We start from the raw sequence: 14,821 nt of genomic DNA on the forward strand, positions 1-14,821 counted from the left end.
CGGNTTGGGGACGCCTTTCCCGGTGAGGCGTCCTACGGGCGGCGGACGCTCGTCACGTCCGCGCCGGTCTTCTCCAGGATGCGGGCGCGAGCCTCTGCGAAGGGTTCCGAGATGACCAGCATGTGCGTCCCGTTGGCGTGCAGCAGGCGTTCGGCGTCCTGCATGATGCCGACGTGACCCTTCCAGAAGACGAGATCGCCGCGGCGAAGGCCGCTCTGCTCCCAGTTGGGCGCGGGCGCGCCCAGGCCGGCTTCCTGGAGGTCGCTGTCGCGGGGCGCGGGGCGGCCGGCGGCGGCCATCGACACCTGCACGAGCCCGGAGCAGTCCAGGCCAAGGCTGGTGCGGCCGCCCCAGAGATAGGGCGCGCCCAGGAACCGCTCGGCGACAGTCACGAAATCCGACTCGGCTGAATCCCGCGGCGCCAGGTGGGCAGCGTACACGAAGCCGCCGGTCGCGAGCGCGGCGAAGTCGCCCTGCTCGCGGCTCACCGTCACGCGCGAGCCGATGGACAGCGCCGCGGTCGGGGTGAGCTTGATGCTCGGGCCCGGGTACACGAAGGTCCGCAGGGTCGCCACCTTGTGGGTCGGGGCGGCCGCCGCGGGAGCCAGCGCTTCGGCCGAGACCCAGCCGACATAGCCGTCCGTCTCGAGCTGCCCCCAGGCCCAGCCCTCGTCCGTGATCTCGTAGGCGGCGAAGCCCTCGCCAAACAGCGCCTCGGTGTCCACGGGGGAGTCCGGCGCCGGTGAGCGGCGCAGCCAGGCCGCGGGCGCCACGACCCGCATGGGGCGGGGCTCGGCGAACGCTGGCGCGTCCACCTGGCCGCGCAGGTGAGCGGCGGCGAGATCGGGGCGGAGGGGGGTCAGTCGCCGGTCGAAGGAGGTCATCGTGGCAAATCCCTGGCGCGCGCGACGATCACGTCGCCGAGCTTCTCAACATACAGCGCGCCTTTTACGGTTCGTTGCACGACCACGTTGCGCCTGTCCATCTCGTCGCGCTTTCGGCTCACCAGCTCCATCTTGCCCATGGTGTCGAGGGCGCGGGTGATGGCGGGCTTGGTGACGCCGAGCTTCCGGGCGAGGCCCCGCACCGTGTGGGGCGGCGCCTCCAGGTAGATCGTGAGCAGGATCGCGGTCTGGCGGGCGGACAGGTCCTGCTCGCCGTCGCGCACCAGCTCCAGGGTGACGTCATGCCAGAGCTTCAGGGCCTGGAGAGGGCGGAGCGCGACTGCCATGCGGGATCCGATCGTTTCGGATCCGAACTTTCCGCCAGCGCGCCCGCCAAGGCAAGCGCGGCCGTCGGGCAGCGTTAAGAGCGCCTTCCGTAGCGGTCCTGCAGCACGCGGTAGACGAGGCGCGCGGCCTGGGGCTCGCCGCCCTCGGGGCGCCCCGGCTTCGCCGAGGGGACCCAGCCGTAGATGTCGAAATGGGCGTAAGCGGTCGTCTTCTCCACAAACCCGCGCAGGAAGAGCGCCGCCGTGACCGAGCCCGCGAAGGAGCCGCCGATGTGGTTGATGTCGGCGATCTTGGAGTCGAGCATCGTCCGGTAGGGCTTCCAGAGCGGCAGGCGCCACACGGGGTCGTTCACCGCCTCCGCCGCCATGGCGAGTTCGGCCGCGAGGCCTTCGTCATCCGTGTAGAACGGCGGCAGCTCCGGCCCGAGCGCGACGCGCGCGGCGCCCGTGAGGGTGGCGAAGTCGAGCAGCAGCTCGGGCTCGTCCTCGTCGGCCAGCGCCAGGGCGTCGGCCAGGATCAGGCGGCCTTCCGCGTCCGTGTTGCCGATCTCGACCGTCAGGCCCTTGCGGCTCGGCAGCACGTCTCCGGGCCGGAAGGACGAGCCGGAGATGCTGTTCTCCACGGCCGGGATGATGACGCGCAGCCGAACCGGCAGCCGCGCCTCCATCACCATCTGGGCGGCCGCGAGCGCCGTGGCGGCGCCGCCCATGTCCTTCTTCATCAGGAGCATGGAGGCATCCGGCTTGATGTTCAGCCCGCCGGTGTCGAAGCAGACGCCCTTGCCGACGAGCGTCACCTTGGGATTGAAGCTCTCGCCCCAGGTGAGGTCGATGAGCCTGGGGGCGCGGCTCGAGGCGCGGCCCACCGCGTGGACCATCGGGAAATTCTCCGCCAGGAGGTCGTCGCCCGAAACGACCCTCACGGCGGCCCTGTGGCGCGCTGCGAGCGAACGCACGGCCTGCTCCAGCTCCGCCGGGCCGAGGTCGTTGGCGGGCGTGTTGATGAGGTCGCGGCCGAGCGCCACGGCGTCCGCGATCCGGGTGACGGCCGCGGCGTCCACGCCCTCTGGGACGATCACCGAGACGGCCTTGTCGGAGGGCTTGCGATAGCGATCGAAGCGGTAGGAGCCGAGACGAAGGGCCAGGGCCGCCAGCTCCGAGGCGCCGGACTCCAAGCGGTAGGTCCCGGCCGGCAGCGCGGAGGCGAGCTTGCCGGCATGGAACGGGTCGCGGCGCCCGGCGCCTGCGTCGTCGCCGAACAGCACCGCGGCGATCCCGCCCTCGGCGGAAGGCAGCAGGGCGACCGCGCCCGCAGCGCCCGCGAAGCCGCTCGCCTGCGCGAAAGCCCCCGCCTGGGAGCCGTAGCTTTCCGCCACCTCGCGCCAACTCTCCGGAGTGACGAAGCGGATCGGGGCGGCGGCAATGGCGGAGGAGTGCGGCAGGATCTCGATCATGATGGCCTTCCGTGCGGTCACAAGGCTGGATAGCACGCCCCTCCCCGCCTGCAAGCGCCAGCTGGACCTGCTTGCAGGCCCGCGCGCGGGCTGCAGCGGGCGCCCCGTTAACCGCGCATTAGGCTTAACAAGCCATTGATGGTGCCAGTCGCCGCCGCGACTCTTTGGAGAGTTTCATGCGCGTTCACGCCCGCCCCGGCCCCCTGCGCCTGCGGCCCCTGCTCCTGGCCTGCGTCGGCGCGCTCGCGCTGACGGCCGCCGGGTGCAAGAAGGACGGGCCGGACACCACCGGCTCCCTGGCCGTCTCCTCGGGCCCGCGGACGGAGGCGGCCTGGCGGGCCGCCGCGGAGGACTGGGGCCGCAAGTACGACGCGAAGCCGGCGGACAAGACGATCAGCCTCAACTATGCGCACGCGCTGCGCATGATCGACCAGCGCCAGCAGGCCGTGGCCGTGCTGCAGGCGGCCGCCATCAAGTCCCCCAAGGACAAGGAGATCCTCGCCGCCTACGGCAAGGCGCTGAGCGAGATCGGCCAGCTCGAGCAGGCGCGCGACGTGCTGGCCCGGGCGCACACGCCCGAGCGGCCGGACTGGCGCGTGCTGTCCGCCCAGGGCGCCGTGGCGGACCAGCTCGGCAACCAGGCCGAGGCCCAGGGTCTCTACGAGGCGGCGCTGCGGCTCCATCCCAACGACCCGGGCGTGATGTCCAATCTCGGCCTCTCCTACGCGCTGTCGCGCCGCCTCCCCGAGGCGGAGAGCACGTTGCGGACGGCGGCGCAGCTGCCGGGGGCGGACATGCGCGTCCGCCAGAACCTCGCGCTCGTGCTGGGCCTGCAGGGCAAGTTCAGCGAAGCGGAAGCGGTGTCGCGGCAGGATCTCGCCCCCATCGAGGCTGCCCAGAGCGTGGCGGCCATCCGCCAGATGGTCGCCCAGCCGAACAGCTGGGCCCAGATCCGCAAGCTCGACGGCAAGGCGGCGCCTCGCGGATCCAGCACGGCTGCGAAGGCCTCGCCTGTCCAGGCCGGCGCAGCGGGCCAGACCGCCCAGGCGGACTAGTCGACGGCCACGCCCCCTTTGGACGCAAAAGCCCGGCCTGAGCCGGGCTTTTCCATTTCGGGGTCGTGCGGCCGGGCCGGCCCACGTCGCTGGCGGTCAGTTCCACTCGTAGACGCGGATCACCGCCGGGGTGAGGATCACGATCAGCAGCACCGGCAGGAAGAACAGGATCATCGGCACGGTGAGCTTCGGCGGCAGGGCGGCCGCCTTTTTCTCGGCGGCGTTCATGCGCTCGTCGCGGCCTTCCTGGGCGAGCACGCGCAGGGCGTGGCCGAGGGGCGTGCCGTAGCGCTCGGCCTGGACCAGCGCGGTGCAGACGCTCTTCACCACCTCCAGCCCGGTGCGCTGGCTGAGGTTCTCGAAGGCCTGGCGCCGGTCGGGCAGAAAGGACAGCTCCGCCGTGACCAGGGTGAACTCCTCGGCGAGCGCCACGGACTGGTTGCCGATCTCGGTCGCCACCTTCCGGAAGGCGTGCTCCAGCGACATGCCGGATTCGACGCAGATCAGCAGCAGGTCGAGGGCGTCCGGGAAGGCGAGGCGCATGCTCTGCTGGCGCTTCGTGATGGCGTTCTTGACGTAGAGCTCCGGGGCCTTGATGCCCGCATAGGCGCCCGCGAGCGCCACGCCAAGCTTCACGAAGAGCGGCTGCTCGGTCTGCCAGATGCCGAACGCGTAGACGCCTGCGCCCAGCAGTCCGACCACCGGCGCCACCAGCCGGAAGAACAGGAAGGCGATCTCCGCCTGCGGGCCGCGGAACCCCGCCTGGCTGAGCAGCACGCGGGCGTTCTCGGTGCCGAGCCATTTGTCGAGGCTGAACTGGTCGACCACCTGCTTCATGTAGGCCTTGGGCGTCTGGCGCAGCGTGGCCTTTTCGCCCGCGCGGCCCAGGCGCTCGCGCTCGCGCGCGCGGATGGCCTCGCGCTCGCTCGAGACCGCGCGCATGCGCTTCTGCAGCCTGTCCGTCTCCAGCAGGGGAAGCGCCAGCGTGATCACCGTTGCCGCGGCCGCGACTGCGGCGCAGATCATGATGATAAAGCTGGGGTCGCTGAATTTCCTGATCAGAGCTGTGAGCACGGCGTAGCTCCGTCAGATATCGAAGTTGATCATCTTGCGCATGACCAGGGCGCCCATGACCATCATGAAGGCGCCCAGGCCCATGAACATGCGGCCATGAATGGTGGTCCAGAGCAGCTCGATGTAGTCGGGGCTCGTGCCGTACACCGAGGCGCCCACGAAGATCGGCAGGGAGCCGATGATGTAGGCGGAGGCCTTGGCCTCCATGCTCATGGCCTTGATCTTGCCCCGCATCTTCTTGCGGTCGCGGATGACGCGCGAGAGGTTGCTCAGGACCTCGGAGAGATTGCCGCCCGACTTCTGCTGGACGGCGATCACGATGCCGAAGAAGTTGGCCTCGGCGACGGGCACGCGCTCGTAGAGCTTGGCGACCGCCTCGCCCACCGGCATGCCCATGGTCTGGGCCTCCACGACGTAGCGGAACTCGGTCCGGACCGGCTCGGCCGACTCCGACGCGATTATGCGAAGGCAGTCACCCAAAGGCAGGCCGGATCGAATGCCTCGCACGATGACGTCCATCGCGTTCGGCAACTCGTCCGTGAACTTGGCCATGCGGCGCTTGCGCAGGAAACCCAGGATCCAGCGCGGCAAGCCCAACCCGCCGATGAAGAGGCCCGCCGCGGCGGCGATCGGCTGGCCGGACACGACCATCAGGACGATCCCGACGACCGCCCCGATGACGGCGGACACCACGAAAAACTTCTGCTTGGACCAGTCGAGCCCCGCCTGGGCGATGCGGCGCTCCAGGGTCAGCTTGGTGGCCTCGTTCTGCCGCGCCTCGATATCCTTGAGGCTCTGGGCGACCTTGTCGCGCCGGGCAGTCGAACTCAGGGCCGCGGAGGCGGCGCCGGATCGCGGCCCCCTGGCGGTCGGCGCCGCGAGGGCCTTCTGGCGCTGCTCGCCCCGGATCGCGCCCGTCAGGTACGGGTAGATCAGCGCGTAGGCGACCCCGCCGACCGCCAGGGCGGCCAGGGCGCCGACTGCGAGCTTGTTGATGTCCATGGCGGAGGGTCCCGGGCGGTCAGGCCAGCTTGCTGTCGTCGACGACTTCCATCGCGTCCAGCGCGGCCGCCAGGCGCTTCTCCTCGTTGTAGTAGCGCGCGCGCTCCCACATCCTTGGCCGGCCGATGCCGGTCGACTCGTGCCGGCCGATCAGCCTGCCGTTCGCGTCCTCGCCCAGGATGCGGTAGACCATGATGTCCTGGGTGATGATGGTGTCCCCTTCCATGCCCATCACCTCGGTGATGTGCGTGATGCGGCGGGAGCCGTCGCGCAGGCGCGCCGCCTGCACGATCACGTCCACGGACGAGCAGATCATCTCGCGGATCGTGCGGGACGGCAGCGAGAAGCCGCCCATGGTGATCATGGATTCGATACGGGACAGGGCCTCGCGCGGCGAGTTGGCGTGCAGCGTGCCCATCGACCCGTCGTGGCCGGTGTTCATGGCCTGCAGAAGGTCGAAGGCCTCGGATCCGCGCACCTCACCCACAATGATGCGCTCGGGACGCATGCGGAGGCAGTTCTTGACGAGGTCGCGCATGGTGACCGCGCCGTTGCCCTCGAGGTTCGGCGGGCGCGTCTCCAGCCGGACGACGTGGGGCTGCTGGAGCTGCAGCTCAGCCGCGTCCTCGCAGGTGATGATGCGCTCGTCGTCGTCGATGTAGCGGGTCAGGCAGTTCAGCAGGGTCGTCTTGCCCGAGCCCGTGCCGCCGGACACCACCACATTGCAGCGGACGCGCCCGACGATCTTGAGAACCTCCGCGCCCTCCGGGCTGATGGACCCGAACTTCGTGAGTTGCTCGAGGGTGAGCTTGTCCTTCTTGAACTTGCGGATGGTGAGGGCGGCGCCGTCGATGGCGAGCGGCGGCGCGATCACGTTGACGCGCGAGCCGTCGGGCAGGCGCGCGTCGCAGATCGGGGAGGACTCGTCGACGCGGCGGCCGACCTGGCTGACGATGCGCTGGCAGATGTTCATCAGCTGCGCGCCGTCGCGGAAGCGGGTGTTGGTGAGCTGGATCTTGCCGGAGACCTCGATGTAGGTCTTGTCGGGACCGTTCACCATGATGTCGGCGATGTCGTCGCGGGCCAGCAGCGGCTCGAGCGGGCCGTATCCGAGCACGTCGTTGCAGATGTCGTCGAGCAGCTCTTCCTGCTCGGCGATCGACATCACCACGTTCTTCAACGAGATGATCTCGTTGACGATGTCGCGGATCTCTTCGCGGGCCGCGTCGCTGTCGAGCTTGCTGAGCTGCGACAGGTCGATGGCCTCGATCAGGGCCCCGAAGATCGTGCTCTTGGTCTGGTAGTAGTCGTCCGAGCGCGCGCGCTCCGGCGCCGGAGGAGGCGGCGGCGGCGCCTTGGGGGCGGACGCGGCTCCCGGGATATCCAGCTGGGGCACGGACAACGGGGGCGGATCGGCCCGCAGGGCTGGCGCCGCCGGCGCCGGCCGCAAACCACCTCCGGATCCCCCCGTTCCAGGACTCGAGCGCTTGCCGAACATTCCGCTTCCTTATCGCGCCTGACGTTTCAGGCAGGTGAACGCCGCCGCACCTTCAGCCCTTCGCCCGGGCGAGCCGGCTCAGCAGCGGAGCCAAGAGCGACTTGCTGGCTTTCTTGGGTTCGCTCTTGCCCACTACCGCGCGGGCCAGGTCCACGAAGGTCTCGGCGATCTTCCCGCCAGCCTGAATCTCCGCGATCATCTGGCCGTTGTTGGCGGCCGTGCCGAACAGATGCGGATCGAACGGGATCACGGCGGCCGCCTCGCATTCCAGCGCCTTCGCGAACTCGGCGGGGGCGATCTCCGGCCGCTTCGGCACCCCGTGCATGTTCAGGATCAGCTTCGGGCGACGGTCGTGCACGCGCGACTGGCTCAGCACGTCCATCAGGACCTTCGCGTTGCGCAGGTTGGCGAGGTCGGGCGAGGCCACCAGCACGATGTCGTCCGATCCGACCAGGATGCGCCTGGTCCAGGCTGTCCACTGGTGCGGAACGTCGAGGACGATGCAGGGCGTGGAGGCCCGCATGAGATCGATCACGCCGTCGAAGCTCGACTCGGCGAAGTCGTAGAGCCGGTCGAGCGTGGCCGGCGCGGCCAGCAGGCTCAACTGGTCGGCGCACTTGGACAGAAGCCGGTCCAGGAAGCCGGCGTCGAGCCGGTCGGGCGAGAACACGGCCTCGGCCACGCCCTGGGGGGGATCCTGGTTGAAGTCCAGGCCTGCGGTGCCGAACGGGAGGTCGAGGTCGGCGATGACCGTGGCGGTCGAGAGCGCGCGCGAGATGGACCAGGCCAGGTTGTGGGCCACGGTCGAAGCGCCCACGCCGCCCTTGGCCCCGATCACCGAGATGGTGCGGCCCAGCGGCTCAGCGCCGGGCGCCGTGTAGAGCTCGGAAATGGCGCGGATGAAGTCGATGGCCGAGATGGGCGCGATCAGGTAGTCGCTGACGCCGCGACGCAGCAGCTCCCGGTAGAGCGCGACATCGTTCACGTGGCCGACGATGACCACCTTGGTGCCGGCGTCGCACGACTCGGCGAGCTCGTCCAGCGAGCGCAGCAGCGCGCTTCCGTCGCCCTGCGCGTATTCCAGGACGATCAGGTTGGGAGTCGCGGCCGTGCGGTAGACCTCCGCGGCCGCCTGGGCGCCGCCCATCTGGACCTTCACGTGGGCCTTGCCCATGCGCCGGTCGGCGGTCGAGCTCTCGATCGCGCCTGCGACGCCCGGCGTTTCGCAAAAGGCCTGAATGGCGATCCTCGGCACATTGGCGATGTGCACGGAGGACGCGGAGCCCTCCGCGTCGTCCAGCTGGCGGGCGGCCATGCCTGTGTTCATCAGTTGCCTCCGCTGCCGGTGACCTTGGCCTGTTCCGTCTTCCACGAGGTGCTCGGATCGACCCCCTTGCGGGCGTCGTCGAACACCTTCATGCGGCGAAGGACGTCGGCGCGGTCCTCGGTGCGGCCGCGCTGCAGGTCGATCGGGTCCGCCACCTGGTTGGCCAGGGCTGTCTGGTACGAGCAGCCGAAATCGTAGTGCTGCTGGTTGCGCCAGGACTTCGCCTGCGGGCTTTCGCCCAGGTCGTCGTTCCAGGTGCCGCACTGGGTCGCGACCTTGGCCTGCAGCTTGCTGAAGACCAGCCGGATGGGGTTGGCCAGGGAGTCGCCATTGCCCGGATAGGACTGGACCTGCACGTAGCGCCCGCTCACGCCCGCCCCCGCGAGCACCGACCGCACGGAGGCCGCCGCCCGGTCGGACGCGGCCGGGGCGGCCGGGTCGCGAGGCGCCAGGATCGTCAGCGGTCCGCGGCCATTCTTGCGGTAGTCCGCGGCGAAGGTCCTCAGGTCGGCCGTCTGGCGGGCGTCGACGCCGACCATGTTGCGGCTGAGGAAGACGTCCAGGGTGGTGGGCGCATAGGTGAGCGCGATGGGGTGGCGCACCCGGTAGTCCTGCGCGGCCAGGGAGCCGGTGGTCGCCTCGGACTTGCAGCCAGCCGCGGCGCCCGCGACGAGCACGGCCAGGCCCAGGGCGGCCCAGCGGGACCGCGGCGCGGAAGCGCGGCGGAGAGAACGGGACGGCATGGAGGCCTCGGCACGGGTCGGGGTGGAATGAATGGTCGGCATCGCCCTCTCCTCAGTCCACCACGAAGCCCGCGCGGCCCTTGTACGCAGCCTTCGCGGCCGCGCCGTTGTTGACGCCGTAGATGCGGTTGAGGCGTCCGAGCAGGATCGTCTGCGGGTCGGCCGGATCGAGGAACCCGTCTGTCGGCCTCGCGATCTCCTGCGGATTGGTCGGCTTGGCGATGTAGGGTGTCACCGTGATCAGCAGCTCGCTGTCCTCGCGCTGGTAGTCGCGGGAGCGGAACAGCGCGCCGATCACCGGCAGGTTCATGAGGCCCGGGAAGCCGTTGATGACCTGGCCGCTGCGGGTCTGGATGAGGCCGGCGGAGACCAGCGAAGCGCCGGAGGGCAGCTCCACGGTGGTCTCGACCTTGCGGGTCTTGAAGCCGGGCGCCTGGGTGTTGGTGCCGATGGTCATCTGGTTGCCGTAGTCGATGTCCGTGACGTCGGTGGACACGTGCAGGCTGATGCGGCCCTCGGAAAGCACGATCGGCGTGAAGTTCAGCGCCACGCCGATGGGCTTGTATTCGACGCCGTAGGTGCAGCGGGCCCCGCTCGCGTCGCAGGAGTAGCTGCCCGGAACCGGGATCGTGCCGCCGGCCATGAACTTGGCGCTCTCGCCAGAGATCGCGGTGAGCGTCGGCTCCGCGAGGGTGCGCATCACGCCGGCGCGCTCGGCGGCGTTCAGGGTGACGGTGAGGCCGTTGATGCTCGCCCTGAGGACGGTGTCAGAAATGGCCTGGCGCGAGAGGGAGAGCGGCGCGTCGATGAGCCCGCTGCCGGTGAAGTTGCCCAGCTGCCACGACCCGTTCATGTGCACGCCGAGCTGCTTCAGGACGGAGCGCTGGATCTCGGCCACCGTGACTTTCAGCATGACCTGGTCACGCCCGCGCACGGTGATCGAGTTCACGACCGTGCCGCTGACGGCGGTCCCGCCGACCGCGCTGGCGCCAACGAAGCCCTTGGCGATGTCGACGGCCTGGAGCGCGTCCCCGGCGGAGGCGACGGAGCCGGTCAGCACGATGGTGTCCTGCACGGCCACCACGTTGATCTCGCTGCCCGGCATGGCGGTCTTCAGCAGGCGGCGAAGGACGTCAAGGTCGCGGCCGATATTGACGTCGAGGTTGGCGATCTGCCGGCCCTCGGCGTCCATGGCGACGACGTTGGTCTGGCCGTCCGCGGCGCCGATGATGAAGATCTTGCGGGTGGAGCGCACGATGGCGTTGGCGACCTTCGGGTTGGCGACGAAGATCTCCTTGGCGTCGCGCGGCAGCTCGACGATCACGGACTTGCCGGTGCCGAGGTCGACCCGCCGGGGCTGGCCGCCCTCCGAGTCGGAGATGGAGATGGACGAGGGGCTGACCTGCGCGAGGGCGGGCTCGGCGGCCACGGCGCCCGCCAGGAGCGCCGCGCAGGCCGCGAGGGTCCGCATTCTGCGGGCCAGGCGTGAAGGGAAGGGATTCATCGTCGTGTTCCTTGCCTGGCTCATCAGCGTTGCGACGCCGTCCCGTAGCGGACCACCGTGAGGCTTGCGTCCTCCGACTTGACGATCTGGTCGTCCGTCTTGGACACGTCCTGGAGGCTGCGCAGCGCAAGCGAGAGCTGGCCCGTGCGCTGGGCCAGCGTCACGGTCTCGACCTGCCGGGGGTCGAGTTCGAGCGTCGCCGTCTCGCCCACCACGACCTTCTCGCCGTTGTGCTCCTGGATATTCTGCCCGATGGCCAGCACGCGGATGTTGCGCAGCAGGGTCTCGCTGATCACGACATCCCCGCCTTGCACTTTCGAGGCGGCCTCGTCGCGGAAGGTGCGGATGACGTCCACCCGGTCGTTGGGAAGAACGAAGCCGCCCGCGGTGTTGGCGCCGCGGTTGTCGATGGTGATCGCGAGCGCCCTGGAGCCGGCGGGCAGCAGGGCCGAGAGCACGCCCGCGTTCTCGGCCTTCACCACTTTCTCCCGCCGGACCGGCTCGCCCGCCAGCATGGAGGAACGCGCGATGGCGCCGTTGATCTCCTCGACGCCCCCCGGGGAGGACTGCTTCGTGATCATTCCGGGGCCGGCCGCGTCGGCGGGCCAGGTCTGCCACTTGACGTCCTTCTGGGTGACGGTGCCGCCCAGCGGGACCTCATTGGCCGTCACCAGGACGTCCACCGTCTTCATCGCGGGCGCCGCCGCGACCGGGGCCGGCGCCGGCGCCGGGTCCTGGGACCCCGAGGCGAGATAGGCGGCGATCGCTCCGGCCGTGAGCGCGACGCCAAGAATGCCGAGACGTGCAGGTGTCATGACCCCGATCCAAAAGCACACCGCCGAAAGCTTCGGCCTGCAATGGTTCGGATGATCAGGGGTTCATGGTTAAGAAAGCGTAATGCCGCTTCAACTTGCGGCTTGATCTACCGCAATTTCAACAATGATCAATGCGCCGTGACGGCAAGCATCCAGAGCGGTGACTGCGGAAAGGCGGCGAGCCCTCCGGCTGCGAGGGCGATGCCGTAGGGAATGCCCGTCTCGCGGTGGTGCAATCGCAGCAGCCATGGCCAATGGGCGAAGCGCGGCAGAGGCACCGTGCGGAACTGCAGCAGCGCCAGCGTCAGGGCGCCGCCGAACAGGGAGGAGGCGAGTCCGTACTGCATGAGGCTCTCGCCCCACCCCAGCCAAAGCGCAGTGGCGGCGGCCAGCTTGGCGTCGCCGCCGCCGATCCAGCCGAACGCGAACATGGTGAACGTGACGAGGAGAACCGCGGCCCCGGCCGCGCCGTGCATCAGCCATTCCCCCGGCGGCAGGCGCATTGCGAGGGCCATGGCGACGAAGGCGGCCACGATCAGGAGAGACACCCGGTTCGAGATGCGCATGGACAGGAGGTCGCTGCAGGCCGCATAGGCCATCAGCGCCGGAAATAGCAGCAGGAGGGCGGCGTCGGTGATCGTCATGAGCGAAACGCTCCGGGAAACTGTCAGGACTGAATGAGACCCAGCATAGCCCTAAGAGCTTGACCGGGGGTTACGCACCCCCAATGCAAAACGGCCCCGGGCGAGGCCGGGGCCGTTTGGAAGAGCGCGAACGCTCGCTCGCCGATCAGTTGGCGTTGGCGACGTTGCTGCTGATCTTGTTGAAGGTGCCCTTCAGGCTGCTCTGGACGCCCTGGAGGGCGGCGATGATGCCCACCGCGATGATGGCGGCGATCAGGCCGTACTCGATGGCGGTGGCGCCCGACTCATCCTTCACGAAACGCGAGAAAACGGTCTTCATGGTCTGCTCCTTGCGAACACTGTTGCATCCGTCTGGCTGTTCTTCGTGCCGTTCACCCGACCCGCCAGAACCGAGTACCACCATAGGTTGTGGTCCGTTGCAGACGCGTTAATCCGGCGATGCAAAAAGCAATTTTTGCGTGCAGCGGGGTTGTGGGTTAATGACGACTTAGCGGAAACGGGCGACAACGCGCCGGAATTAGCTAAATATTCACCAAATCCCACCACCCTGCTGCCAGGTTTCAGCAAGGGTTCGAGCCATGAGCCGTCTTTCATACGCGCGTGTGGGCGGGATGTCCTCCGCTCTTCGGTCGGCGTTCGCCAGTGTCGGGTTGTCCCTGCTCTGCGGCGGTCCGGCTCTCGCGGTCGACAGCATCGTGGTGCAGACGGACCACGCGCAGGTTCTCAAGCTGCCCCCGAAGGCGACAACGATCGTGATCGGCAACCCCATGATCGCCGACGTGGCCGTGCAGAAGAACGGCTCGATGGTGCTGACCGGAAAGGCTTACGGCGAAACCAACCTGATCGCGCAGGACGCGAGCGGCGCCGTGATCGGCGAGTCCAAGATCCGCGTGGAAGCGGCCACGGACAACATGGTGATCGTGCAGCGCGGCATGGAGCGCGAGACCTATTCCTGCGCGCCGCGTTGCCAGCCCACCCTGTCGCTGGGCGACCAGAAGCAGCATTTCGAGAGCGTCGGCGCCCAGACCACCGCCCGCAACAATCTCGCGAAGTGACATCGCCGCGGAATCGCGCGGTTCCGCTCACCGTTGATTAAGTCTGATCGAAAGATCAGCGCCGCCCGTCGCACGCGCTCAAGCTAATATCAACCGGCCCAACGCAAGATCCGACCATGTTTGGACTTGCCTCACCGCCGGAGATGACCATGAGCGCCTCGCCGAATGCGAGGACAGCGCGCCGGGGCGCCCGACCCGGGCGGCTCGCCCTCGCGCTGTTCAAACGCTTCCGCCGGAATCGCAGGGGTTCTGTCGCGATCGAATTCGCGATGCTGTCGATCCCGTTCATCGCGCTGATCTACGCCATCTTCCAGACCTCCATGGTGCACATCACCGGGCAGGTGCTGCAGACAGCCGTGAGCGACGCGTCGCGGCTGATCATGACCGGCCAGGCGCAGGCCGGCGGCTTCGACGAAACGCGGTTCAGGACCGAGATCTGCAGCCGTGTCAAAGGCATGTTCGACTGCCAGTCCATGCTGAAGCTCGATGTGCGGACCGCCAGCTCCTTCTCGTCGGCCGATCTGTCCAGGCCGCCCGTGAACGCCGGCAACCTCGACACCACCAGCTTCACCTACGCCCCGGGCGGCGCCCGGACGGTGAACATCGTGAGGGCGGTGATCGCCTACCCGATCATCCTGCCGCTGATCGGGCCGAGCTTCGTCAACCTGAATGGCAACAAGCTGCTGATCATGGCGACGGCGGCCTTCCAGACCGAGCCCTTCAACTGATCCGAGATGGTGATGACGATGCTGAGATCCGGTCTGCTGGCCGCCAGGCCAGGCTTCGCTCGCCATTTCGGACGCGCCTTCGCCGACAGCCGGGGCGTCGCCGCCGTCGAATTCGCCCTGATCCTGCCGGTGATGCTGGCGCTTTACATCGGGTCGGTCGAAGTCAGCCAGTTGCTGAGCGCTGACCGCAAGGTCGTGCTGCTGACCCGCACGCTCGCCGACCTCGTGACCCAGAGCGACACCGCCGACAACACGTCCCTGACGCAGGTGTTCAACGCCGGCGCGGCGGTGCTGTCGCCCCTGAGCAGCGCCAACGCGCAGATGCGGGTGACCTCCATCGCGATCTCCACCGACACCTCTCGGGAGGCGACCGCCTGCTGGAGCTACAGCTCGACCAACTACGTCACGATCCCGAAGGGTCAGATCCTTGCCACCTCCGAGGTGCCGACCTCGCTTCGCGAACCCGGAACGTCGCTGGTGCTCGCGGAAGTGCGCTACACCTACACGCCCGCCGTGGGCTACATCATCACCGGCCAGCTCACGCTTCAGGAGCGCATCTTCATGCGCCCGCGCATCTCGACCTACGTGGCCAACCCCAACTTCCCCAACAGCGGCAAGCCGACCGCAGCCTCCGGCCCCTGCTGAGCGGGAGCGGCCGGTCGTCAGATCGACTGGTTGTAGGCGCCCACCT

Annotated in this window: 16 protein-coding genes; 4 read left to right on the plus strand and 12 right to left on the minus strand. The window is 68.8% G+C overall.

The genetic code is table 11. From position 1 onward, the window contains the following. Window positions 1-32 precede the first annotated feature (32 nt). From SLNSH_RS05435 to SLNSH_RS05445, 3 genes are all read right to left on the minus strand, one after another. Complete coding sequence (locus SLNSH_RS05435) at window positions 33-884, minus strand: C40 family peptidase (RefSeq protein ID WP_106335645.1); 852 nt, start codon at window positions 882-884, stop codon at window positions 33-35. After that, window positions 881-1,231, minus strand: a complete 351-nt coding sequence (locus SLNSH_RS05440; protein WP_106335646.1) for a MarR family transcriptional regulator — start codon at window positions 1,229-1,231, stop codon at window positions 881-883. The genes SLNSH_RS05435 and SLNSH_RS05440 overlap by 4 nt, the downstream gene beginning before the upstream one ends. A gap of 74 nt (window positions 1,232-1,305) precedes the next feature. Continuing rightward, complete coding sequence (locus tag SLNSH_RS05445) at window positions 1,306-2,685, minus strand: leucyl aminopeptidase family protein (protein ID WP_106335647.1); 1,380 nt, start codon at window positions 2,683-2,685, stop codon at window positions 1,306-1,308. A 176-nt stretch (window positions 2,686-2,861) separates the two neighbouring features. Here SLNSH_RS05445 and SLNSH_RS05450 point away from each other — a divergent pair, with 176 nt between their 5' ends. Next, window positions 2,862-3,740 carry a tetratricopeptide repeat protein gene (locus tag SLNSH_RS05450; protein WP_106335648.1) on the plus strand — a complete coding sequence of 293 codons (879 nt, stop codon included), beginning with the start codon at window positions 2,862-2,864 and terminating at the stop codon, window positions 3,738-3,740. Between the two features lie 96 nt (window positions 3,741-3,836). Here SLNSH_RS05450 and SLNSH_RS05455 read toward each other — a convergent pair whose 3' ends face one another. The 9 genes from SLNSH_RS05455 to SLNSH_RS05495 form a co-directional block, all read right to left on the minus strand. Continuing rightward, window positions 3,837-4,814 carry a type II secretion system F family protein gene (locus SLNSH_RS05455; protein ID WP_245422069.1) on the minus strand — a complete coding sequence of 326 codons (978 nt, stop codon included), beginning with the start codon at window positions 4,812-4,814 and terminating at the stop codon, window positions 3,837-3,839. Between the two features lie 12 nt (window positions 4,815-4,826). Beyond that, a complete protein-coding gene (locus SLNSH_RS05460; protein WP_106335649.1) occupies window positions 4,827-5,816 on the minus strand; it encodes a type II secretion system F family protein in 990 nt (329 codons plus the stop codon). Between the two features lie 19 nt (window positions 5,817-5,835). Beyond that, window positions 5,836-7,314: a TadA family conjugal transfer-associated ATPase gene (locus SLNSH_RS05465; RefSeq protein WP_106335650.1), complete on the minus strand. Its 1,479-nt coding sequence runs from the start codon at window positions 7,312-7,314 to the stop codon at window positions 5,836-5,838. Between the two features lie 52 nt (window positions 7,315-7,366). Then, window positions 7,367-8,641 carry a CtpF protein gene (locus SLNSH_RS05470; RefSeq protein WP_425352975.1) on the minus strand — a complete coding sequence of 425 codons (1,275 nt, stop codon included), beginning with the start codon at window positions 8,639-8,641 and terminating at the stop codon, window positions 7,367-7,369. After that, window positions 8,641-9,426, minus strand: a complete 786-nt coding sequence (locus SLNSH_RS05475) for a CpaD family pilus assembly protein (protein WP_106335651.1) — start codon at window positions 9,424-9,426, stop codon at window positions 8,641-8,643. The genes SLNSH_RS05470 and SLNSH_RS05475 overlap by 1 nt, the downstream gene beginning before the upstream one ends. Window positions 9,427-9,436: 10 nt before the next feature. Then, window positions 9,437-10,888 (minus strand): type II and III secretion system protein family protein, encoded by a 1,452-nt coding sequence (locus tag SLNSH_RS05480; protein ID WP_106335652.1) that lies wholly within the window; start codon window positions 10,886-10,888, stop codon window positions 9,437-9,439. A gap of 23 nt (window positions 10,889-10,911) precedes the next feature. Beyond that, window positions 10,912-11,703: a Flp pilus assembly protein CpaB gene (gene cpaB / locus SLNSH_RS05485; protein WP_106335653.1), complete on the minus strand. Its 792-nt coding sequence runs from the start codon at window positions 11,701-11,703 to the stop codon at window positions 10,912-10,914. A 128-nt stretch (window positions 11,704-11,831) separates the two neighbouring features. After that, on the minus strand, window positions 11,832-12,347 hold the full coding sequence (locus SLNSH_RS05490) for an A24 family peptidase (protein WP_106335654.1): 516 nt from the start codon (window positions 12,345-12,347) through the stop codon (window positions 11,832-11,834). Between the two features lie 145 nt (window positions 12,348-12,492). Continuing rightward, complete coding sequence (locus SLNSH_RS05495; protein WP_106335655.1) at window positions 12,493-12,666, minus strand: Flp family type IVb pilin; 174 nt, start codon at window positions 12,664-12,666, stop codon at window positions 12,493-12,495. A gap of 259 nt (window positions 12,667-12,925) precedes the next feature. Here SLNSH_RS05495 and SLNSH_RS05500 point away from each other — a divergent pair, with 259 nt between their 5' ends. The 3 genes from SLNSH_RS05500 to SLNSH_RS05510 all read left to right on the plus strand — a co-directional run bounded on the left by SLNSH_RS05500 (window position 12,926) and on the right by SLNSH_RS05510 (window position 14,775). Then, window positions 12,926-13,402 (plus strand): pilus assembly protein N-terminal domain-containing protein, encoded by a 477-nt coding sequence (locus tag SLNSH_RS05500; RefSeq protein WP_106335656.1) that lies wholly within the window; start codon window positions 12,926-12,928, stop codon window positions 13,400-13,402. A gap of 149 nt (window positions 13,403-13,551) precedes the next feature. After that, window positions 13,552-14,130: a TadE/TadG family type IV pilus assembly protein gene (locus SLNSH_RS05505; RefSeq protein WP_158266685.1), complete on the plus strand. Its 579-nt coding sequence runs from the start codon at window positions 13,552-13,554 to the stop codon at window positions 14,128-14,130. Window positions 14,131-14,142: 12 nt separating this feature from the next. Continuing rightward, window positions 14,143-14,775, plus strand: coding sequence for a TadE/TadG family type IV pilus assembly protein (locus tag SLNSH_RS05510; RefSeq protein WP_158266686.1), 633 nt, complete (start codon window positions 14,143-14,145; stop codon window positions 14,773-14,775). The last annotated feature ends 46 nt before the right edge of the window (window positions 14,776-14,821 follow it).

This window comes from Alsobacter soli (assembly GCF_003004785.1).
Classification (GTDB): domain Bacteria; phylum Pseudomonadota; class Alphaproteobacteria; order Rhizobiales; family Beijerinckiaceae; genus Alsobacter; species Alsobacter soli.